The following is a 21,323-nucleotide window of genomic DNA, read 5'->3' on the forward strand; positions in this document are numbered from 1 at the left end:
CGATAAACTCCAGATACTCTTCAGTAATTCAGGCTGAAGGCGAACAGGTGGTAGTTGAAGGCGATCATCAGGATGATGGCTCCGGCGGCCAGCATGAGCAGGCTCCAGACCCGGCTTCCCCAGCCCCGTCCGCCGCGCCAGACCAGCACCGCATTCCACACGGCCGCGGCCGCAAAGCCGATGAAGCCGATGACGCTGCCGACCTGAAGCAGGCGCACCACGCCGTCCGCGCCGCCGTTGATCATGTCCATCTTGGACAGCATGGACGGCAGGATCACGCACCAGCCCAGCAAGGTCGCCAGCGACACCCACGACAGGCCCCGGACGACGCGGTAGGCCACGCGGTCGCGGCCCTCCAGCTTCATCGGGACGCCATAGCGTTTGCGGGCGATGGCGGCGACGGGCCATGACAGGGCGGCCAGGGCCAGAACGCCCATGGCGCCCATCAGCAGCGGGAACATCAGGCCGCGCGTCAGATACCAGGGCGCGGGCACGAAGACGGCGAAGGGGCTGTTGTTGAAGCCGAGCTGTTTGACCTTGCCGTTCTCGACCACGGCGCTCATGCGCGCCTTGCTCAGCTGGTCCTGCCAGAGATAGGGCTCGATCTCGACCAGCTGCATCGGCGCGCCGCCAATGCTTTTGGCGGCGGCGATCACCGGCCGGCCGTCGGCGCCCGCCTTCACCTGAAACTGCTGCAGCAGATAGGCGAAGCGCAGGAAGCTGGAATCGGCCCGGCGCGACGGCAGATAATAGCCCGAAATCTCCTGCGCATGGGCGCGTGCGGTCGCCGCATCCAGCGGCTTGGGCGACGGCGCGTCGGAGGGGAAATAGCGGTCGGCGAAGCCTTCAAACAGGCCCGTCTGCACGGCGCCCGCGCTGTTGTTGACGCCCCCGGCATTCAGCGAGACGAAGATGCCGACGCCGTCGTCGATGAACAGCCACAGGTTCGACCGGAACACCCGCGTCGCGCCGCCGTGCGCCACGACCTTATGGCCGTTGACGTCTTCCTGATAGAAGCCCAGCGCCATGCCGTTCAGCCCCGGAAAGGCGCGCGTGATGGTCCGATGCATCGCCCGCTTGGTGTCCGGACGCAGCAGGGCGCCGCCCTCTTCGTCCAGATGGGCGATCATGAAGCGGGCCATGTCGTCGGCCGTCGTGGCCATGCTGCCCGCCGAGGCCAGTCCGACATATTCATAGTTGGCCGCCGGCGCCGAGGCGCGCGGATAGCCCTTCGACATGTGCGGCGCCAAGGCAGGCGGCAGCGGCTGCCGGAAGGTGCTCTTCGTCATGCCGATCGGCGCATAGACGTTGCGCTCGATATAGTCCTCGAACGGCATGCCCGAGACGCGCTGGACGATGTAGCCCGCCAGCGAGGTCGCATAATTGGAATAGGCCGGGGTCGTGCCGGGCGCGAAGATTCGCTCGGGAATCCACGCCTTCAGCGCTTCTTCCGTGGTCGGAAGACCATCGCCATGCGTGCGGATCAGACCCCGGATGCTCTCCTCCAGGCCCGACCGGTGCGTCATGATGTTACGCAGGGTCAGCGGCTTGCCGTCCGGCGCCGGAATCTCGAAATCGAGGTATTCGTTGACGTCGCGGTCCAGATCCAGCCTGCCCTGTTCGACCAGTTGCATCACCGCCGTCCAGACGAACAGCTTGGAGATGGAGCCCGGTCGGAACAACGTCGTGTTCGGATCCACCGGGGCGCCGGTTTTCACATCAGAAACGCCATAGCCGCGCAGCAGCAGCACCTGACCGTCCTTGACCACCGCCACGGTGGCGCCCGGGATATCGCCGCGCCGCAGGGCGTAGGGCATGTAGCCGTCCAGCCACGACTCCAGATCCGCCCGGTCCAGAACCGGTCGCGCAGGCGTTGCAGCGACCGGCGCCGACGGCCCCGCCGCAGCAGCAGGCGGGTTCTGACCCTGGGCGCCCGCCATTGAGGCGGAGGCCAGCAACAAGGCCGCCGACAGGAAAATCCTGCGTAATTTCATCGTTTCCTCCCCGTGACGTCTTTCGCATCGCTCCCCGCGCGCGTTTCGCGTCATTCTTGCAAAGCCGCCTTCAACCGATAAAATCAGCCAACAGCACACTCTGGGCAGGATTACGTGATCCTGATCAGAAAATTGTCAACCCATGTTTTCATGGGCGGCGGAAAGACAGACACGGCGATGTCCTCGAATACGACGCACCCCACCCTCGGCGGAATCATGCGGGCCATTCGTGCAAAAAACGACTGGACGCTCAAGGAGATGAGCCAGCATTCCGGCATTCCGGTATCGACCCTGTCCAAGGTCGAACATGACCGGCTGACCCTGACCTACGACAAGCTTCTGCAACTCAGCCAAAGGCTGGGGATGCCGATGTCCGAACTGTTTTCAGAGGGAAAGGCCGCCGACCCCGTCGCCGTCACCGCCCGCCGCAGCCTGGGCAGTTTCGACAATGCGATCCGGGTCGAAACGGACAACTACGTCTACCACTATCTGTGCCCGGAACTGCGTAAGAAACGCATGATCCCGATCGTCACCCACATTCGCGCCAAGTCCGTGAAAGATTTCGGCAAGCTTATTCGTCACGCAGGCGAAGAATACATCTATGTTCTGGAAGGCGCGATTGAAGTCCATACCGAATTCTACGACCCGGTCGTACTTGAAAAAAATCAGTCCATCTATCTCGACTCACAGATGGGTCACGCCTTTGTTGTTGCGGACGGGCATGAGAAGGCCAGCGTTCTGGCCCTGTGCTCCAGTGCGGACGAAGAACTTTTCAATGAGATGATGGCCCTGCGCGGCAACGATCTTCCGGCCAGCTCCGGAAAAGCGCCATGATTCAAATCGCTCGACCGATCTGAACGGATGCAATTTGGTCAAGGTTCAGGCCAAAATTAGGCCCGATTTGAAATATCAGTCCTGATTGGGACATTTTTTGCTGGACTTTTTCCGTCCAGCCTCCAAGCCTCTCCTCCAAGCGGCCCGCCCCCATGCGGCGCTGCACAAAAAACACACCGGGGGAGTGAAGATGAAAACGACAGGACCCATTCGGGCGAAATCAACATGGCTGGCGACCACCGCCCTGCTGGCGGGGCTTTGCGCGCCCGGTCTGGTCATGGCGCAGGACGTCGTCTCCAGAAACAGCAACGCGGACACGTCCGAACCGACCACCGTCAATGAAATCGTCGTCACCGGCTCGCGCATCGATCGCGCGGGCTTCAGCGCCCCGACCCCGACCACGGTCATCGGCGAGACGGAACTGCGCATCGGCGCGCGCGGCAACGTCGCCGAGGTTCTGAACGACCTGCCGTCGATACGTCCGACGACGACGCCCTCGACGACCATGGGCAACACCACGTCCGGCACCTTTACGGTCGACCTGCGCGGCCTGGGCGCCAACCGCACCCTGACCCTGCTGAACGGCCGTCGCTTCTCCGGCAGCAGCGACCTGAACAGCGTGCCGATGAACCTGGTCAAACGCGCCGAAGTCGTCACCGGCGGCGCCTCGGCCGCCTGGGGATCGGGCGCCGTGGCGGGCGTGGTCAACATCATCCTGGACGATGAGTTCAGCGGCGGCGAACTGAGCGCCACCACCGGCATCTCGTCGCGCGGCGACGGCGAACGCCACCGCATCAACGGCGCCTATGGAGCCGATTTCAACAACGGTCGCGGCCACTACATGGTCTCCGCCGAATATGTGAAGGATCATGGCGCCTTCGGCCGCGAGACGCGCAAGCGCCCCAGCCTGGACACCAGCGCCGTCGCCAATCCGGACGGCTCTCTGACCCTGGTCAACGGCCTGAAGGCCAAGAACTATATGCCGGGCGGCATGATCACCAGCGGCGCCCTGGCCGGCCAGGTGTTCAACCCTGACGGCAGCCTGCGCCCCTATGACGGCATCGGCGCGCGCAACCAGTTGGACCACCTGGCGGTCAGCGCCCCCTTTGAGCGCTACAATCTGTTCGGCCGCGCCACCTACGCCCTGACCGAGCGGGCGACGGTCTGGTTCGACGCCAGCTATTCGATGACCCAGGGGGACTATCCCATGTTCCCCGAAGCCATTCCCGGCAGCGCGGGCGCGGGCCTGTTGATCAAGGCCGACAACGCCTTCCTGTCGCAGGACATCCGCAACCAGCTACTGGCGGCGGGCGAGACCGGCTTCCGCATGGGCCGTCTTCTGGCCGATGTAGGCGAGCGCGGCTATCTGGGCATCGACTATGAGCGCGAGGTTTATGAAGGCTCGATCGGCATCGACGGCAGCTTCGACGCCATGGGCAAGCCGTGGCGCTACAGCGCCTATTACACCCACGGCGAGGTGAGGAACCCGAACGCAATCCACAATGAGCGTATCGCCGCCAACTTCAACCGCGCCATCGACGCCGTCGACAACGGCTCGGGACAGATTGTCTGCCGCGACGCCCTGACCAATCCGAACAGCGCCTGTCGTCCGCTGAACCTGTTCGGCGTCGGCAACATGTCCGACGAGGCCATCGCCTATGCCTTCGCCTCCGGTTCGGGTCAGACGGGCGGCAAGCTGGATGCAGCGGGTTTCAGCCTGCGCGGCGATCCCTTCTCGACCTGGGCCGGTCCCGTGTCCGTGGCCCTGGGCGCCGAGATGCACCGCCAGAGCCTGTATACGCGCAACACCGACCCCTACTCGCAGGCGGGCGCCCTCAGCCCGCTCAACTACGCCACCCTGGACGGCCGCTATGACGTGAAGGAGGGCTTCGTCGAGGTCGCCGTGCCCCTGCTGAACGCGCAGAATGCGACGCTGGATATCAACGGCGCCGCCCGCTACAGCGACTACAGCACCGCCGGCGGCATCTGGTCGTGGAAGATGGGCGCCACCAGCCGCCTGTTCGAAGATCTGTTGCTGCGCGTCGTCTCGTCACGCGATATCCGCGCGCCCAGCATCAGCGAATTGTTCTCGACGCGGACCACCTATCTGTCGACCATTTCCGACCCGTTCCAGAACGGCCAGACCTATCAGGTCAACCTGTACGCCGGGGGCAACCCGGATCTGGGACCGGAAATCGCCGACACCTTCTCGGTCGGCCTGACCTATACGCCGCGCTTCCTGCCGGGCTTCAGCTCATCGCTGGACTTCTACAAGATCGAGATCGACGACGTCATCGGCACCATCGGCGCCCAGGAAATCCTGAATCAGTGCCGCGCCGGCAACGCCTCCCTGTGCGCCGCCATCCACCGCGATCCGCCCGCACCGGGCCAGACCACCGGCTCGGTCAACACCATCTATTCGACCGCCCTGAACTTCCAGACCTTCGACATCCAGGGCGTCGACATGGAGTTCGCCTATCGGGTGCAGCCGCAGGCCATCAACGGAACGCTGCAGTTCCGCGCCCTGGCCAGCTATGTCGAAAAGCTGACCTTCGACGCAGGCACCGGCCCGGCCGACCGCGTCGGCAACGTGGGCGACAACCTGTCCTTCGCCACGCCGCAATGGCGCGGAACGGGCAGCGTCTCCTATCTGAGCGATGAACTGAACGTCGACCTGCGCATGCGCTACGTCGACGGCGGCGACTTCAACCGCTTCATGAACATCACCAACAACAAGGTCAGCAGCCGCACCTATGTCGACCTGGGCGTGGAGCTGAAGCTGGACGAACGCATCAGCGTCACCGCCAACGTCAACAACCTGTTCGACCGCCAGCCGCCCTTCGTCCTGCAGGGCACCGCCCTGTACGATTCCATGGGCCGCTACTTCCAGGTGGGGGCCAAGGCCCGCTTCTAGACCCCTCTCCCTGTAAACGGCTCTCTCCTCAGGGCGCGCCTGCTGTGACCGGCAGGCGCGCCTCTTTTTTGCGTCAAGACAAACACCTGAACATACCGCCGTCGTCGTTTGCCAATTTTCACAGCCGACCTTGCCGCACCGTCCTTCCCCTGGCCGTGACGCGGTGCGGTGCGTGCTGTCAGATCGCTATGCCGGCATGCTCATCGCCCCTCTGGAGGCGGCTGCGCGAACTTGGGCTGCGGTCAATCCAAAGGGCATAGCCGCAATGTCAGCGTCCGACGCCGAGCCCTTGCGTAGTCACGTGCGCCGAATAGCCTTAGGCTTCCGTCAAACCTCGTCTTTTCAGGTTGCCTGCGATCAGCGGCGCCCACCATGCTTCGTTTTCAAGATACCAGGCCACAGTCAAAGCGATGGCGTTATCGATATCGCTATGCGGACGCCAGCCCAGTTCGCGCTTGATCAGCTCTGCGTTGACAGCGTAGCGGCGATCATGACCGGGCCGATCCTCGACCCTACAGATGGCCGAGACATGGGAGCGTCCGTCAGCGCGCGGGCGCAACTTATCAAGCGCAGCGCAGACCATCCCGGCGATCTGCAAGTTTGTGCGCTCGGCGTCGCCCCCCACGCAATAAGTCCGCCCAGGCGACGCTCCCTCAAGCATCATGGCCAGAGCGCGTGCATGATCTTCAACGAACAGCCAATCCCGCACATTGAGACCATCCCCGTAAATCGGCAGCTCCTGCCCCGACAGAGCCCGCAGGATTAACGTCGGGATCAGTTTTTCGGGAAACTGACGTGGGCCATAGTTATTTGAGCAGTTGCTGATAACCACCGGCAGACCGAATGTATGCCCCCAAGCCCGCACCAGATGATCAGAGGCCGCCTTGGACGCAGAGTATGGCGAACGCGGATCATAGGGCGTCGTCTCATCAAAGCGCCCTTGCGCCCCCAGAGAACCGAACACCTCATCGGTAGAAACATGCAGAAAGCGGAAGCGTTGGCGTCGCATCTCATCCAGACCGCGCCAATAGCTCAGCGCCTGATCGAGCAGGACCTGCGTTCCGACGATATTGGTGCGGATGAAAACAGAGGGTCCATCGATCGAACGGTCAACGTGCGTCTCAGCCGCCAGATGAGCGACCCTGTCCGGCCGGAAATCGCTGAAGGCCTCCGCCATGGCCTTTGCATCGCAGATGTCGGCCTTCAGGAAACGGAAACCGGGACAATCCGCAACCTCATCCAGCGAGGCAGCGACGCCAGCATAGGTCAGGCTGTCGACGACCAGAACCTGAAACCCACGCCCCAACAGTTCACGCACCAGGGCTGAGCCGATAAAACCGGCTCCGCCGGTCAGCAATATCCGCACAGGCGTCTCCCCGAGTCCTGCAAAACTGAAGAAGCGGCCGGCTTCGCGCCGTCAGGCCCTGAGCGCAGCCAGGTCGGCGACCGAAATTGTCGAGCGTCCTTCGCCGAGGAATGGCGAAGCCAAGTCTCGTAGCCGCGGCCAGGCCCGGTCGCGGTCCGTCAGAATCGCTTCCTCAGACGTAATCGGCCAAGGGATGGCCAGATCCGGGTCGTCCCAGGCCAGGCCGCCTTCATGGTCAGGCGAATAGGGCGCGGAAACCTTATAGGCGACCTCGGTTCCCGGCCGAAGCGTGACGAAGCCGTGGGCGAAGGTCGGCGGCACGAACAACTGGTCGCCGCTGTCCGCCGTCAGTTCAACCGCATGGTAGCGACCGAAGTCGGGCGAGCCGATGCGAAGGTCGACGACCACGTCCAGGATGGCGCCGCGAAGACAACGCACCAGTTTGGCCTGGGCATAGGGCGGACGTTGAAAATGCAGACCGCGCACGACGCCTTTGGCTTCCGAACGGGAATGATTGTCCTGAACGAAGTCGCAGTTGATTCCGGCCGCAGCGAAACGCGAGCGCGACCACGTTTCCGAAAACCAGCCGCGGGCGTCCCCATAGCGCGGGGTCCGCAAAAGAACGACCTGGGCGCTCACGACCCGACAGCGCCAGAAGAGGCGACCGCCGCCGCCGGCTCGTCAGCCTTCGCTGACAACAGGGCATAGGCGCGATCCAGCGCCTCATTGCGAACGAAGAGCAGGCGCGGCGTGGGCTCACGCTCCCAAGCCCCCGGCTCAGCGCCCCCATTCAGGGGCGCGCCATAGAAGATATGAGCACCGATCTGGCGAACACGCTCCAAACGCTGCCCCCACGACGGGCGAACGTAGTTGGCGTGATAGTTTACCGAATTCCTTGGCAACTGACTGGCGTTACGCCCTTCATAGACCTCACGCGCTATGCGTTCGGCCCGCGCCCAAGCAACGGCGTTCACCGGCCGACGCCCGATCGAGCCGTCACAGGTGAAGGTGAACTGACAAGTACGACTGTTGCGCTGGTAGACGACTTCGCAGACATCTTTCGGATAGGCTCTGTGGCGCGACCGGTTCAGCACCACCTCGGCCACAGCCGCCTGACCGGACTCGCTCTCATTGCGCGCCTCATAATAGACGGCCTGCGTCAGGCATTCGACGTCGTTATCTGGAACACGCGCCGGCGTCTTCAGGTCGAGGGTCGGTCGCGTATAGCCGCCCGCGCCACGGCGCGCTGGCGCCGTAACGGACGGATTCAGCGGAGGCGGTGCAAAAGAGGCCGCAGGTTCGATTTTGCTCGCCGAAGAGAGCGCCTCTGATGCAATCGGAGCACGCCGCACAGCAGGCCGCACCGGCGAAGGCGGCGCTGCGTCCGTCAGCCTCATGCCCTTGCCTTCCTTGACCATGGCCTGCAGGCGGATATTGAGGCGAGCACGCCGCTCAGCGTCTGTCTCGGTCTCGTGCGACGCCGCTGTAGCAGGGACATAGGCTGGAATCGGCCGAACAGCGCCGGGTTGGGCCTGCGCCTGGCCAAAGGGGACGTGACCGGTCAGGCCCGCCCATCCGGCGACCCCCAATCCTCCCGCGATCAGCACTGGAGCAAGTCCGCGCATTCTTCCCCCACAAACAGCAACAAACATACCAGTCGTCACCCTTTGCGCCAAGCCGAAGCAATGTTTTGTGAGATTGGCAGGGGCGTCCCCAGGCCTTATCAAGAGACGGTCATGATGACCGCACGCCGTTCCGGCTTTTCCCTGATTGAGGCCCTGGTCGTTCTGGCGATCGGCGGAATGGCGCTGGCTGTGATCTTTTCAATCGGCATCAAGGCCGGCGATACGGGCTTCTCATTAGGTCGTCGCGCCATGTCGGTCGCCGACGCCGATGTGGCCATCAGCGACCTGCGCAGCATCATCCGCAGCATCTCGGTGCGCCCTCCCGCCTCGATAATCGACGGCGTCGATCACCCCATATTCGCCGCTCCAGATCGCCTGGAAGCCGATGTGGTTATGGAACGGGCGACGGGATGCGCGCCTCAAGGCTGGGCCGGGCGGCTGACTCTGAGTTTCAGAACCCAGGGGGAACCGACGCTGATGTGTCAGGCTGGCGATCGCACGGTCACACTGCTGACCCTGCCCAAGGGCGTCGAGGCCTTCTTCGCCTATTCTGAAAACGGTGAAGTATGGGGGCCGACGTATGAAGCGCCCAAGGCTCTGGCCACCCGCATGGAAGGCATGCGCAGCCGCCAATTTTTCATGCGCCTGAAAGCCGGCCCGGTCGACATCGTCGAGTCGGCGTCAAGCGGCCTGCCGGGTCGCTGGGCGAGGCCTGATGTCGACTTCTAAGCCTGAAGCGCGGCGCGGCTTCGCCTTGCCCGCCGTCCTGGCTGTGACGGGCGTAGTTACGCTGATCTTCCTGGTCGCCATCACCGCCCTGGCGAGTCTGACAGCAGAGGCGGCGTCCGCACGCGCACGCGTCCGCTTCTTGCAACGCGCCATGACGGCCGAAGCCGCCCTGGCCTTCATGGCCGCTACAGAACCAACGCGCGCCTATGGCTTCGGCGTCAATGACGTGCGCGGTGTTCTGGACATGGACAGGGATGAGCAACCGTCCAATGCCTCCGGCCTGCCTGTCGAGAAGGTCCTCGCCGATAACCGCCGCTATATCATGGATATAGATGGCCCCTTGGTTCTGCAGATTCAGGATCAGGCAGGCACGCTCAACACCGCCATGCTGTTCGGACAGGTTCATGAGCGGTTTCTTGAGGCTGTGGGCGTACAGTCCAGCGAACGTCAGCCGCTGATCGCGCGCTACCTGGACTATATCGATCACGACGACCTGAGACAGACCAATGGCGCTGAGCGAAGCGACTACAATACAGGCGGCCCGGCGAACCGACGCCTGATCCGTCCCACGGAATGGTTGTCCGTCCTGGGCGCACGCCAAGCCGTCGACGCCAACGCGTGGCGGCGTCTGCGCCCATACCTGTCAGCTGACCCCACTGCTCCATCCCTGAATGTGAACACCGCCAGCGCCGCCGTACTTACCCTCTGGTTCGGCCTGAACGAAAATCAGGCCCAGGCCCTGATCCGAGCACGCGAACAACGGCCCCTGACATCACTGACAGACATCAGCAACGTGACAGGGCTCGCTTTCGACGGCGATTATGAGCAGGTCTACACCTACTCCTCCGGGGTCACGATCCTGACCCTACACGACACCCGTTCCGCCTGGACCTATCAGGCGCGCCTGACCCTGACCCCCAACGACCTTGAGCAACCGCTCTGGATCGATCAAACCGAACTTAAAGAGGCCCCTCGCCGGGCCGTGGCCGACACGTCAGATGCAATTCGACTTCCTTACGCCCCGCGTTGAGCGGCTCAGCGCCGATGGCGCGGTCGATATCGTCCACCCCGGCGGACGACTGGGACGGTGGCTGCGACGCCCTGTTCTGTTGCTGGCGCGCGACCTATGCGCGTTTGGGCTGTTCGCCACGGCGGCCCTGCCGCGCCGTCGCCGCCGTCAGGCTGCTGCATTACACGCGCGGCTGGGTGCGCCTTATGTCCGATCAAGCTCTGCGCTGACGAAGGCAGGCGACGACTTCGGTGTCTGGTGGTGGGACACAGAGCGTGTTGAAACCCTGCTGACCGCCATCGATGGCCCGACCCGCCCGCTGATCCGTCCCGAGACACTGGCCCAGCCACGCGGCGACGGTTGGCGCATCGTGCGCTTAAAGAACGGGTATGAGGCCCAGTTGTGGACAGCCAAAGCTCTGGTCGCATCGGCCTGGCGGCGCGAACGATATGATGTCGCCTCCTGGTCTGCGTTCGTGCGCCTGCAACGCGTCTCGACGCCTGCTTCGTACGCACCGCCCGCGCCGGCCGATCTGCCCATATCCTTCGACGGTCACGACGCCTTCGCCTTGGCGCCGATTGAACTAACCCGCGAACAGGCAGCCTGGGCGGCAGGCGGCGCAACCGCCTTCGTCAGCCTGTGCTTCGCCGCCTTTCTGGCTGGACAGGGGCAAGAACTGAGCAAGGACACGGCTCGCGTAGAGGCTGAAACGGCGCAGATCCGCGCCGCCACGCCGCGCGCTGCCGCCGTACAGAACCTGGACGCCAGTCAAAAGAAGCTGATCGCCTATCGCCAGATAGAAGAACAGACAGGACCGTTAAGCGCCGCCGGCGCCGCCATCGGCATTCTGGCCCTGCATGAACTGACGCCGACAGCACTGGACGCTGGGGCAGAAACCCTCAGCTTCACTCTAAGCTATGACGCCTTGGGCAAGGCTGCGGCGCTGATCGCTGATCTGGATAGCTCTGGCTATTTCCATGACGTTCAACCGCGCACAGACGCCTCGGCCAAGACCCTGATTGTAGAGATGAAGGTCCGCGACGCGGCCCCGCCGCTCAGCGCTGAACTATAGAACACTTCAGTTTCATGCGCCCCTAGCTCAACGCGCAGTCGTAATCTGATAGCGAATGAAGCGGCAGGCGCCGTCGTCGGTCTTCAGGGTCATGACAACCCGATCCTGATGAATCAAATTAGCGCTGACGCTGGAACAGCCCCCGCCTTCTGCAATTTCAAGGGCCGGCGCCAGAGTATAACGCCACGACGTCCGCAGCTCGATCACCCGATCGCCCTCGGTCACAGGCATAGCCGGATCAATGATGCGTACCGGCTCGCCGGTGCGGTTCGCCTCGCGCCGGAGATCGGACACCTGGCGCTGGAATTCAAAGAAGACCGCATGGGCGGTCGTCTGGTCCAGCATTCGCGAAGTCGATGGCATGATAACTGCGGCGCTGAGAGCGAAGATCGCCAGCACCACAAGTATCTCCATCAAGCTATATCCCGCTCGCCGCAACGGATGCTGAGCGGGTCCGCCTGACAGCGCGTGATCAGCGCGGTTGATCGGACGAGACATCAGCGTTGACGCCCTCGCCGCCCTCCTGGCCATCAGCGCCATAGCTGATGACCCGCGCGCGCGCGTCAGCAGGCGCCCCCGGCGTGGCGGCCGCTGGCGCGACATAGATGTAAGGCCGGCCCCACGGATCCGGCGGCAGGTCCTTATCCAGATAGGGCCCTGACCAGCCCGGCGCCTGCTCCGGATTGGCCTGCATCAACAGCGCCAGACCTTCCTGCTCGGTCGGCAGGCGACCGATATCAATGCGCATGGTCTCGAGCGCCGCCTCCAGCGAGCGAATCTGCAAGCGGGCGGTCTGCGTCTTGGACTTGTCCAACTGTGTGAACAGACGCGGTCCGACCACAGCAGCAATCAGGGCGATGATGGCCAGAACCACCAGAATCTCGAGCATGGAATATCCCGCGCGCGCCTTGCGCCGCTCGAAACGCCGTTCCCACTGATGTGAAGCAGCAACGTCGGTCGAAAAACGGCGATGGATTCGTTTCAAAACAGGAAGCATCGATCGACCACTCTGGATTTCTTAGCTGTTATGGACGCTTAGCGATTGCTATAGCTCAGCGGGCATGGGGGGTCGATGCGAATTGCGGCCTGATCGCGCCGCAACACGATACGGGACGAATCTTGCCGGGCTTCATCGCTGACATAGTCGCTTCGACGCGCGCGTCGGTCGAAACGCTGAAAGCGCGCCTGCGCCGCACGACCCCGCGCGAGCGTATTCTTCTGGCCGCGCTGGCCCTTGGCGCCGCCCTTTACGCCCCGGTCGCCGCACTGGAATCGCGCACCGCTCAAGCCGAAGCCTATGTCGATGCGCTAGGTGAACAATCCTCAGCCCGGCTGACCGCCAACGCTGCGCGGCGCATCGCCGAAGGCGCTGCCGACCGTATCGCGCTGGATGACATGAACGCCTGGGGCTTTGAGGCCGCCAACGCCGCCGTGGCTCAGGTCCTGATCGAGCATCGCCTGCTTCAGTCCGCTGAAGCTGTCGAACTGCCCAACCCCCGTATCACGACCAACGCAAAGATCGAGACTATCGGTCCGACCCAGTGGCTGGAGGCTGAAGTACAGGCCGATCTACGCTGGAGCACGACCTTCGCCTTTCTGGATCAACTCGGCGAATGGCCTGAAGGATTCCGCGTCGTCAGCTTCCGCTATGAGTTGACCCCGCCTCGGCCGATGGAGCCTGACGCTGATCCTCCGTGGACCAGTGGCAAACTGTGGTTGCGACTGGCCTTTCCCGTACGTCTGGATGCACCGCCCGTGGCGGAGAAAGCACCATGAGGCCTTTATTCTGGCTGGCGCCGCCGCTGATCCTGGCCCTGTGCTTCCTCAGCGGAACCACCTGGCCCGGTCGCCCTGAAGAACCGCCCTCAGTCGTGCGTGGACAAACGTCACGCAATAGCGCCGTGACGCGCCCTGGCGAGGGCGTTGTGGCCGCCGTGACCTTTCTGAAGACCCTGCGTTCCGACCCGCCGCCGCCTGCGCCGCCGCCGCCCCCTCCTCCACCGCCGCCGCCTCCGCCGCCTCCTGACATCTCGGCGACCTTCCGGGCAGCCCTGCGCGGCGTCGAACGCGACCCAGCGACCGGGCAACGCCGCGCCCTGGTCACAACCGACAGTGGCGGCGTCGCCGCCCTGAGCGAAGGCGCGCGCTTTAATGAAGGCTGGCGCATCAGAACCATCACGGCGGATGCCGTCACCCTGGCCAAGGGCCGCGAAACACGCGTTGTACGGGTGTTCGGTTGAGTATCGAGGAGAACGGCATGTCGAACCTGTTCGCGGATCGTCCCGCCTTTCGGCGACCTTTATCGTGCACACTGTCGCGCGCCAGCCTGCGCGCCGCGGTCGCTGCTGCTCCATTCCTGCTGCTGGCGGGTTGCGCCGCCTTTCCAGAATTCGAAACCGTCACCGACCGACCGATCGCGCGCTCATCGTCCGGCGACCTCGACGGCCAGATCAGCGGCCCGACAGCCCGTGAAGGCCGGCATCGCGTTCAGACCAGCACTCTGGCCATTCCCGGACCTGCGTCCTCTCCGACAGCCTCTAGAAAACCCGCCACCCCCGAGCAGATCGCCGACCTGCTGCCGGACGATCTGATTGACGCCAACCTGTCGCCGCAGCCCATCCCGCAGTTCGCCGCCACTGTATTCGGCGGCGTATTGAAGGTCCCCTTCACTCTGTCTCCTGATGTCGCCACTCGCCCTGAAGTGGTGGCCGGCGGCAGCGGCGGCGCCATCAGCAAGCGCGCACTGTTCAGCCTGACCCAGCAGGCGCTGAAACAGTATGGCGTTGAAGTCTATATCGACGGCGGCTTCGTCACGGTCGGCGCAACACCTGAGACTTCAACGGGATCAGATATCAACCGTACGCGGATCGCCCCGACTTCCGGCGGTCGCGTGGTGCAGTTCTTCAGCGTCCAGACCATCGAGGTCAACGCCCTGCAAAGCCTGCTGCAGGACGTCTACCCCAACCTGCGTGGCGCACGCATCACGCCGGACCCCCTGACCAACAGCCTGATCATCTCTGGTTCCGGCCGCGAAGTCGCCCAGGTCGTGCGGGCCCTGCGCGAACTGGATCAACCGCGCTTTGCCGGAACTGAGGTCCTGCGTGTCGAGCCGTCCTTCTGGGCCACGGACCAGTTGGCGACCTCGCTAGAGCAGACGCTGACCACCGAAGGCTATGTCGTCTCCCGTCAGGCCCTGGCCGGCCGCGCCATCGTCATTCTGTCCTTCCCGGCGGCGAACCAACTGCTGATCTTCGCCCGAGATCCCGAGGCCCTGGCCCGCGCCCGCTACTGGGTCGAAACACTGGATCAGCCCGCCTCCCTCGGAGACAAGGCCTCGACCTTCGTCTATCAGGTCAAGAATACGGATGCGGCCTCACTGGGTCAGCTGGCCATGGGTCAAAGTCCGACGATGTCCCAGGCTCAGGCCCCTGTCGGCGTTCCCGGCGCGCCGCCTGCGACGGAAAACAATCGCCCTCAAAACAATACCTCGCAGAGCGGCGGACAGGGCCCCGGCGCACAGGGGCAGTTCATGAGCGGCCGGGTTCTGACCGACCCCATCGGCAACCGCATCATCTTCACCGGCACCGCCAATGAATTCGCCCAGCTGCGTAACCTTCTGAACACGCTGGACACCCCGGCGCCTCAGGTGGTGATCGAGGTGATGATCGCTGAGGTGACGCTGACGGACAAAACCGCACTCGGCGTCAATCTTTTCGGAACAGAAAGTCACGGCGACGGCATCCTGACCGGCTCAACCGAAAGCATGACGCTGGGCGGAGGACTCGTCGTCTCCTTCAAGGGGCCGGACTTCCGGGCCAGTCTGGCGGCTGAAGCGTCAAACAACCGCGTCAATATTCTGCAAAGGCCCCAGTTGGTGGCGCGCAGCGGTGGAACGGCGCGCTTCCAGGTCGGCCAGGATGTGCCGATCATCACCTCCCAGCGCGCAGTCAACACGCAAACAGGCAATAACAACGGCACGGACGTGCTGCAAAGCGTGCAGTATCGCCAGACCGGGGTGATCCTCGACCTACAGCCCGTCGTCTATGGCGACCGGGTCGACATCACCATCAGCCAGGAAATCTCTGAAGTCGGAGAATCCGCCAGCTCCGCTATCGCCAGCCCCCCGATCCTGAACCGCAGCCTCACGACACAGATTTCGATCACTGACGGCTGGACCGGCATTCTGGGCGGGCTGATCAGCAACAACTACTCTAAAACCAATACAGGCGTGCCTTTCGTAAAGGACATCCCCCTGATCGGCTCAGCTTTCCAGACCAACAAGGTCAGCGGCGTGCGAACCGAACTCGTCATGCTCATCACGCCCCACGTCATCCGCGGCGATGAAGACATGGCGGACATGGCCGACGCCTTCTCCAGCGACATCAACGCCGCCTTCCGAACGGGCCGTGGCTGGTCCTATACGCTTACGCCCTTCTCCATCGGCCACGGGGTGCGCGGCGTCGGTTTTGATCTGCCTGCGCCCAACCGCGCTTCTGAACGACGCCGAGCTTCGAGCGCAGCGCAGCGTTCCGCGCCGGGCGATCAGCCAACCGCAGCCAACGAGGCGGCGCCTAAAGAAGCGGATGACGCTCCCTCCGACGAGGACTGAAGCCTCAGTCCGGCAAGTCCAACCGCCGCCACCCCATGCGGTCGAACACCAAGGGAGCGGGTGAGCGCCCCTGGCGCCGCTCTACGCCTACGGTGACGCGATATAGCTGGACCTCATAGCTGCCATCACCCGCAGGGAACCCTGCGTTGATGCGCGGCGCGGTTTTAGGCTCCGCCTCCCAGACGATGACATCGCCATCGGGCAGTTCGATCCGGCCATGGGGCTGGGCCATGGGGTTCAACTGGCGCGTCAGAGCCAGGGCGTTTTCCTGTGAAGCGACCTGCTCGATCGCCTCGGCCGCCCTCTGCTGACTGCGCGCCATCTGGATCTGCAGTTCGAAGATGGCCATCAGCGTCATGGAGGCGATGGCCAGCGCCACCAGAGCCTCGATCAGGCTGAATCCTCCACGAGCCGCCGTCGGCGCACGCATCAGACGACGCCTTCGTAAACACTCGAAAGGGCCAGAACCAGCGACAGGGCCACAAAGCCGACCACGATGGAAATGACGGCGATGGCCATCGGCTCCAGAAGCGAGGTCATGCGCTTCATCCGATCGCGCAGGCGCGCTTCATAGTTGTCGGCCATGAAGCCGAACATGGCGCCGATGGCCCCCGACTTCTGGCCCGCCCGCAACAGGCTGAGGTCCATCGCCTCAAGTCCGGTGTGTGCGCCAAGGGAAGCGTCCAGCGTCAGGCCAGCGCGTAGATCGCTGTCCAGCAGATCCAGCCCCTGACGGAACGGGCCGATCGGCACCGCAGCCCTCGCCAGACCAGCGGCTGACAGCAGCGGCACGCCGTTGTTCAGGGCGAAGGCCGTCAGGCGCGCCCAGGAAGCGATCTCGCGCGATCGGATCACCGGACCGACAACGGGCAGGCCATGGGCGACCGTATAGGCGCGCTCACGGATCGCCCGGTTTGAAACGATGAAGAAGATCGCCGCAACTAGGGCTGCAGCCGCAATCCCAACAAGGCCAAGGTTGGCGTTTGCGAACTCGCCCGTCTCCAACACCCAGCGCGACATGGCGGGGATATTCTCGCGGTCTTCTCCGATCATGACGCCGAAACGCGGCACTACCTGCGTGAAGATGAATCCGATAGCCGCCACGCCAGCGAAACACAAAAAGGCCGGATAGGTCATGGCGTTGGTGAAATCGCGTTGCAGACGGTCCTCATAGGCCATCTGTTCGGCGGCCTCCTTCAGCACCTCGGCGATACGACCCGACGCCTCACCGACGCGGGCCATGGCGTAGACATAGTCGGGAAAGCCGGGCGCATGCTCCTCCAGCGCATCGCCAAAGGATTCCCCGCGCCTCAAGGCCGCGATCGCGGCCTGAAACTGGCGGCGACCCTTGCGCGCCTGCATGCCTTGGGCGACCGTATCCAGCGCTTCCAGCAAGGAGACGCCCGCCTCCAGCATCAGCGCCATCTGCCGCAGCACCAGCACCCGCTCGCCTGCCTTCAGGCCGCGCTCGCGCCCTTCAGCCTTGGGCGCGGCGGCGGGGCGTATCCGCACGACCGTCAGACCGTCGGCGCTCAGACGGCGCATGGCCAGCGCCTCGTCAGCGGCGCCGATCATTCCCTTGACTATCCGCCCGTCCCGCCCGGCGGCCTCATACTGAAAAGTCAGTTGATCGGTCATGCCGCACGCCTCACTGACCGCTGCCAGCGATGCGATAGACTTCAGACAGGGCCGTCTGACCTCGCCGCGCCTTGAGGAAGGCGTCGTCGGCGAAGCTGAGGAATCCTTCGCTGCGCGCAGCAGCCGTCAACTGGTCCTCGTCTGCCGAAGCGCGCATGCCCGCGATGATGGCCGCAGACATCGGCGCCAGTTCATAGACGCCCAGGCGACCTCGGAATCCGCTCAGGCCGCACCTGGCGCAACCGACCGGCTCCATCCAATGCTGTTCCTCTTTGGCCGTCAGAGCATGCAGATGTGGAGGCGTCGCCTGTTCGTGGACGCCAGCCTCAGCCATCGTCGAGGGACGGGCGCAGTCTTCACACAGGCGGCGGATCAGGCGCTGCCCCGCCACGCCGCGCATGACATCGGCCAGAAGATAGTCCTCAATCCCTAGATCCAGCAGACGCGGTATGGCGGCCAGGGCGGTGTTGGTGTGGACCGTCGAGATGACCATGTGGCCGGTCAGGGCGGCCTGGACGGCGATACGCGCTGTTTCTGGATCGCGGATTTCACCGATCATGATGACGTCCGGGTCCTGACGCAGGATGGAGCGAAGACCTGCCGCGAAGGTCAGGCCGATCTCTGAACGGACGCGGACCTGGATCACGCCAGGCAGGTCCAGTTCGACCGGATCCTCGACCGTGATGATCTTGCGCTCGCCATCGTTCAGGTGGGTCAGCAGGCGATAGATGGTGGTGGTCTTTCCCGAACCCGTCGGGCCGGTGATCAGAAAGACGCCGTTGGGGTGCTCCGCCAGACGCAGGAAGCCGGCTTCCTGTTCGGCGCTGACGCCCAGTTCGGACAGCAGCGGCAAGCGGCTGGTCTTGCCCAGCAGACGCAGGACGATGGACTCGCCCCAGGAACATGGCAGGGTCGACACGCGCAGATCGACCTCCTGGCCTGAGACGCGGATCGATTGGCGCCCATCCTGGGGCAGGCGACGCTCGCCGATGTCCATGCCGCTGAGCAGCTTGATGCGCGAACAGACGGCGTCGAAGTTCGAGCGCGGCGCGCTGCGCGCCGTGGTCAGGACGCCATCGATCCGCATACGGACCAGAAAGCGGTCTTCATAAGGTTCGACGTGCACGTCGGAAGCGCGGCGGGTCAGGGCCTCCGCGAAGACCGCGTTGACGAAGTCGATGACCGGCGCTTCCTGCGCCAGTTCGCGCAGGCGAGCGGCGTCGGCGCCCGCACCGCCCAAACCTGCGTCCAGCGATGGTGCGTGGTCGCGGGTCAGATCCTCCGTCAGAGCCTCGATCAGAGAGCGCTGCGCCAGGAAGAAGGCGATGGGTCCAGTCGTCTGGTGCAGGCTTTGCGCCTGGCTGATCCGTTCGGCCAGCGCGGGATCCAGCGGCTGAACAGCGGCGCAGACAATACGCGATGCGCCGTCTTCGCCGTCGGGAGGCGCATCGCGCCAGGCGACCGCCTCATGTTCGGCCCACCAGGCCAGAGGGGAGCCGATTTCTTCAAGGAAAGCCGAGATGCGCTCGGGCGCGGGCGCGCCCTCGGGCGCAAGAATCGGCAGATTCAACTGCTCAGAGAGAATGTCCAGAAGCTGCGCTTCGGATAGTGCGCCCAGACGCACCAGATTCAGACCGATCAGGCCGCCGTTCTGAGCCTGCAATGACAAGGCGTTGGCGACATCCGCAGGGCGGACGAGGCCGCGCTGAACGAGAAGCTCGCCAAGACGCATGCGATCGGATGGAGAGGTCAAGGCAACTCCAGAACAATCAAGATTCACAGGGGCGGAAATCACAGTCACCCCCATGGCTGTAACGACGAGGGCGAACGCCGTCTACCAAACACGAGTCCGAAACGACACCGTCACATAAACTGCCCGGTGCAAGACCCCTACTCGTTCTCTCCAAAAGAAAAGGGAGGGCTTACGCCCTCCCTTCCCCAGTTCAGGAATGAACCTGGACTTAGTTCGCAGGCGGGGTGGCGCCCAGCGAGTTTTCGTAGATTTGGCCCGTCGACTGAGTCGTGCGGACCTTGGCGGACACGCCGTTGGCCTGGCTTTGGATGGTGACCAGCAGGTCACCATTGGCGGCCGTCGTGCCGAAGGCCGACTTCAGTTGGTCGCCGCGCACCGAGACGAAGGCGCCCGGAGCGACCGACGGGATGGTGTAGGTGCCGGTCGGAGCAGCCGCGCCGTTGTTGGCCTTCAGCGAGACGACGATCGGGCCCACCGGAGCCGTACCGTTGTTGGCGATACGCAGGCTGGAGTTGGCCGAACCGTTGTCCAGAGCGAACCACGGAGCGTAGAAGTTGGTGCCGTCCAGACCGATGGTGAGCAGGTTACGCTCAACCGTGGCAGGCCCAGCCCAACCCGTGGCATAGGTCGGCTTGATCACAGCCGAGTAGGCGCCCGAAGAGATCACGGTACCCGCGGCCGGCGTCAGGACCAGGTTGGCGTCCAGGCTATTACCCGGCAACGTGTACTTGGCGCTGGTTGCGGTAGCCGTGCCCGGCAGGGCGACGCCGCCGATCGCAGCCGCCAGATCCTTGACCTGCGGACCCGACAGGGTCACTTCAGCCGAAGTGATGATGGTGCTTACGCCGCCGGCGGCCGAAGCTTTCAGGTCCGTAAAGACATTATTCGTCGTGGTTTCCCAGTCTTGGGTCGTCGCGGAGGCGCCGCCGACCGGCACGATCACATTGCCCGTCATGCCGGTTTCTTTGAACTTCTTGAAGTCCGTCAGAGCGGCGAGAACCGAGCTGCTCGGAACCTTGAAGAACTCATCGAAAGCCGAACCGAAGGACACGACCGTCGCAGCCGTCGACGAGTCCAACTCGACGTTCTGACCAGCGATAACCTGCTTGAAGCTGTAGCTTACCTTAACGGCTTCCTTGCCGGTCACGGCCAGGTCGAAATTTTCCAGCAAGACGCTGTTGATGATCTCAGCGCTGGTGCCCGAGTTCGAAACCGTGACGTAAGCCGTCAGGGTCTTGCCGCCGTTGCTCAGAACCGGGGTGACCGTGCCGACCAGATTGCCCAGGGTGATTTCAGCAGCCGTGACGTTCTGGAACTTGGCCGGACCGGACAGATCGTAGGTCGCAACGAAGGTCAGGCCCGAAGCGCCGCCAGCGACGTTGATCTCGTTCGTCAGTTTGTTGAACGCGAAGGTATTCGGCAGGGCCGCGACATCGGTCGCCAAGCCGGCAGCCGGGAAGGTGTATTCCGAAGCGATCGTGTACACCGAAGCGGGAACGGCAGGATTGCCGCCGCTAGCCGGAACGGCGGCGTTGACCGGCACGCCGGCGATCTCAGAACGGGTCGACAGAACGCCTGCGTTAGCGGCGCCGGCGAAAGCCATCGCACCCAGGGCGGCGGCGGTGAGAAGAAGCTTCTTAGTCATTTCGGTTGGTTCCCCAAAGAAACTTGTCAGTGGACGGCGCCATTTTGTGAACGCCTCTCGGCCACAGTTCACACCCCCCGAGAGGAATGGCTGCGTCCATGGCTTTGCGCTTGTATCTCGGCATTCTCTGAACGG

At 63.9% G+C, this 21,323-nt stretch carries 18 protein-coding genes; 8 read left to right on the plus strand and 10 right to left on the minus strand.

Annotated features, from left to right (window positions below; all coding sequences use genetic code 11):
• Window positions 1-20: 20 nt before the first annotated feature.
• Window positions 21-1,994 carry a serine hydrolase domain-containing protein gene (locus ABE454_RS11610; protein ID WP_346531825.1) on the minus strand — a complete coding sequence of 658 codons (1,974 nt, stop codon included), beginning with the start codon at window positions 1,992-1,994 and terminating at the stop codon, window positions 21-23.
• A 114-nt stretch (window positions 1,995-2,108) separates the two neighbouring features.
• Here ABE454_RS11610 and ABE454_RS11615 point away from each other — a divergent pair, with 114 nt between their 5' ends.
• Together ABE454_RS11615 and ABE454_RS11620 are read left to right on the plus strand one after the other, a co-directional pair.
• A complete protein-coding gene (locus ABE454_RS11615) occupies window positions 2,109-2,828 on the plus strand; it encodes a helix-turn-helix domain-containing protein (protein WP_346531826.1) in 720 nt (239 codons plus the stop codon).
• 190 nt (window positions 2,829-3,018) lie between these two features.
• Window positions 3,019-5,742, plus strand: coding sequence for a TonB-dependent receptor domain-containing protein (locus tag ABE454_RS11620; RefSeq protein ID WP_346531828.1), 2,724 nt, complete (start codon window positions 3,019-3,021; stop codon window positions 5,740-5,742).
• Window positions 5,743-6,058: 316 nt separating this feature from the next.
• Here ABE454_RS11620 and rfbB read toward each other — a convergent pair whose 3' ends face one another.
• From rfbB to ABE454_RS11635, 3 genes are read right to left on the minus strand one after another with little or no spacing between them, the layout of a single operon-like run.
• Window positions 6,059-7,108: a dTDP-glucose 4,6-dehydratase gene (rfbB, locus tag ABE454_RS11625; RefSeq protein WP_346531830.1), complete on the minus strand. Its 1,050-nt coding sequence runs from the start codon at window positions 7,106-7,108 to the stop codon at window positions 6,059-6,061.
• A gap of 51 nt (window positions 7,109-7,159) precedes the next feature.
• Window positions 7,160-7,747, minus strand: a complete 588-nt coding sequence (gene rfbC, locus ABE454_RS11630) for a dTDP-4-dehydrorhamnose 3,5-epimerase (RefSeq protein WP_346531832.1) — start codon at window positions 7,745-7,747, stop codon at window positions 7,160-7,162.
• Window positions 7,744-8,733 (minus strand): cell wall hydrolase, encoded by a 990-nt coding sequence (locus ABE454_RS11635; protein WP_346531834.1) that lies wholly within the window; start codon window positions 8,731-8,733, stop codon window positions 7,744-7,746. The genes rfbC and ABE454_RS11635 overlap by 4 nt, the downstream gene beginning before the upstream one ends.
• A gap of 42 nt (window positions 8,734-8,775) precedes the next feature.
• Here ABE454_RS11635 and ABE454_RS11640 point away from each other — a divergent pair, with 42 nt between their 5' ends.
• The 3 genes from ABE454_RS11640 to ABE454_RS11650 are packed head-to-tail and all read left to right on the plus strand — an operon-like array spanning window position 8,776 to window position 11,543.
• Window positions 8,776-9,462, plus strand: a complete 687-nt coding sequence (locus tag ABE454_RS11640; RefSeq protein ID WP_346531836.1) for a type II secretion system protein — start codon at window positions 8,776-8,778, stop codon at window positions 9,460-9,462.
• Entirely contained in the window at window positions 9,449-10,492 is a 1,044-nt protein-coding gene (locus tag ABE454_RS11645; RefSeq protein ID WP_346531838.1) for a general secretion pathway protein GspK, read from the plus strand. The genes ABE454_RS11640 and ABE454_RS11645 overlap by 14 nt, the downstream gene beginning before the upstream one ends.
• Entirely contained in the window at window positions 10,461-11,543 is a 1,083-nt protein-coding gene (locus ABE454_RS11650) for a hypothetical protein (protein WP_346531840.1), read from the plus strand. Before ABE454_RS11645 ends, ABE454_RS11650 begins: the two co-directional genes overlap by 32 nt.
• A gap of 27 nt (window positions 11,544-11,570) precedes the next feature.
• Here the strand turns inward: ABE454_RS11650 and ABE454_RS11655 are convergent, their stop codons facing one another.
• Window positions 11,571-12,083, minus strand: coding sequence for a pilus assembly FimT family protein (locus ABE454_RS11655; protein WP_346531842.1), 513 nt, complete (start codon window positions 12,081-12,083; stop codon window positions 11,571-11,573).
• Entirely contained in the window at window positions 12,016-12,540 is a 525-nt protein-coding gene (gene gspG / locus ABE454_RS11660) for a type II secretion system major pseudopilin GspG (RefSeq protein WP_346531844.1), read from the minus strand. Before gspG ends, ABE454_RS11655 begins: the two co-directional genes overlap by 68 nt.
• A 122-nt stretch (window positions 12,541-12,662) precedes the next feature.
• On the opposite strand from gspG, the gene ABE454_RS11665 reads away from it, so the two are divergent.
• The 3 genes from ABE454_RS11665 to ABE454_RS11675 are packed head-to-tail and all read left to right on the plus strand — an operon-like array spanning window position 12,663 to window position 16,152.
• The gene (locus tag ABE454_RS11665; RefSeq protein WP_346531846.1) at window positions 12,663-13,319 is read left to right on the plus strand and encodes a hypothetical protein; all 657 of its coding nucleotides are present in this window, start codon (window positions 12,663-12,665) and stop codon (window positions 13,317-13,319) included.
• Window positions 13,316-13,783: a hypothetical protein gene (locus ABE454_RS11670; protein ID WP_346531848.1), complete on the plus strand. Its 468-nt coding sequence runs from the start codon at window positions 13,316-13,318 to the stop codon at window positions 13,781-13,783. The genes ABE454_RS11665 and ABE454_RS11670 overlap by 4 nt, the downstream gene beginning before the upstream one ends.
• A gap of 17 nt (window positions 13,784-13,800) precedes the next feature.
• The gene (locus ABE454_RS11675) at window positions 13,801-16,152 is read left to right on the plus strand and encodes a secretin N-terminal domain-containing protein (protein ID WP_346531849.1); all 2,352 of its coding nucleotides are present in this window, start codon (window positions 13,801-13,803) and stop codon (window positions 16,150-16,152) included.
• A gap of 4 nt (window positions 16,153-16,156) precedes the next feature.
• On the opposite strand, the gene ABE454_RS11680 is transcribed toward ABE454_RS11675, so the two are convergent.
• The 4 genes from ABE454_RS11680 to ABE454_RS11695 all read right to left on the minus strand — a co-directional run bounded on the left by ABE454_RS11680 (window position 16,157) and on the right by ABE454_RS11695 (window position 21,188).
• Entirely contained in the window at window positions 16,157-16,582 is a 426-nt protein-coding gene (locus ABE454_RS11680) for a PulJ/GspJ family protein (protein WP_346531850.1), read from the minus strand.
• A complete protein-coding gene (locus ABE454_RS11685; protein ID WP_346531852.1) occupies window positions 16,582-17,790 on the minus strand; it encodes a type II secretion system F family protein in 1,209 nt (402 codons plus the stop codon). Before ABE454_RS11685 ends, ABE454_RS11680 begins: the two co-directional genes overlap by 1 nt.
• A 10-nt stretch (window positions 17,791-17,800) precedes the next feature.
• Window positions 17,801-19,543: a GspE/PulE family protein gene (locus ABE454_RS11690; protein WP_346531854.1), complete on the minus strand. Its 1,743-nt coding sequence runs from the start codon at window positions 19,541-19,543 to the stop codon at window positions 17,801-17,803.
• 208 nt (window positions 19,544-19,751) lie between these two features.
• On the minus strand, window positions 19,752-21,188 hold the full coding sequence (locus ABE454_RS11695) for a hypothetical protein (protein ID WP_346531856.1): 1,437 nt from the start codon (window positions 21,186-21,188) through the stop codon (window positions 19,752-19,754).
• Between the last annotated feature and the right edge of the window lie 135 nt (window positions 21,189-21,323).

The sequence above is a fragment of the Brevundimonas diminuta genome (assembly GCF_039673845.1).
Lineage (GTDB): Bacteria > Pseudomonadota > Alphaproteobacteria > Caulobacterales > Caulobacteraceae > Brevundimonas > Brevundimonas diminuta_E.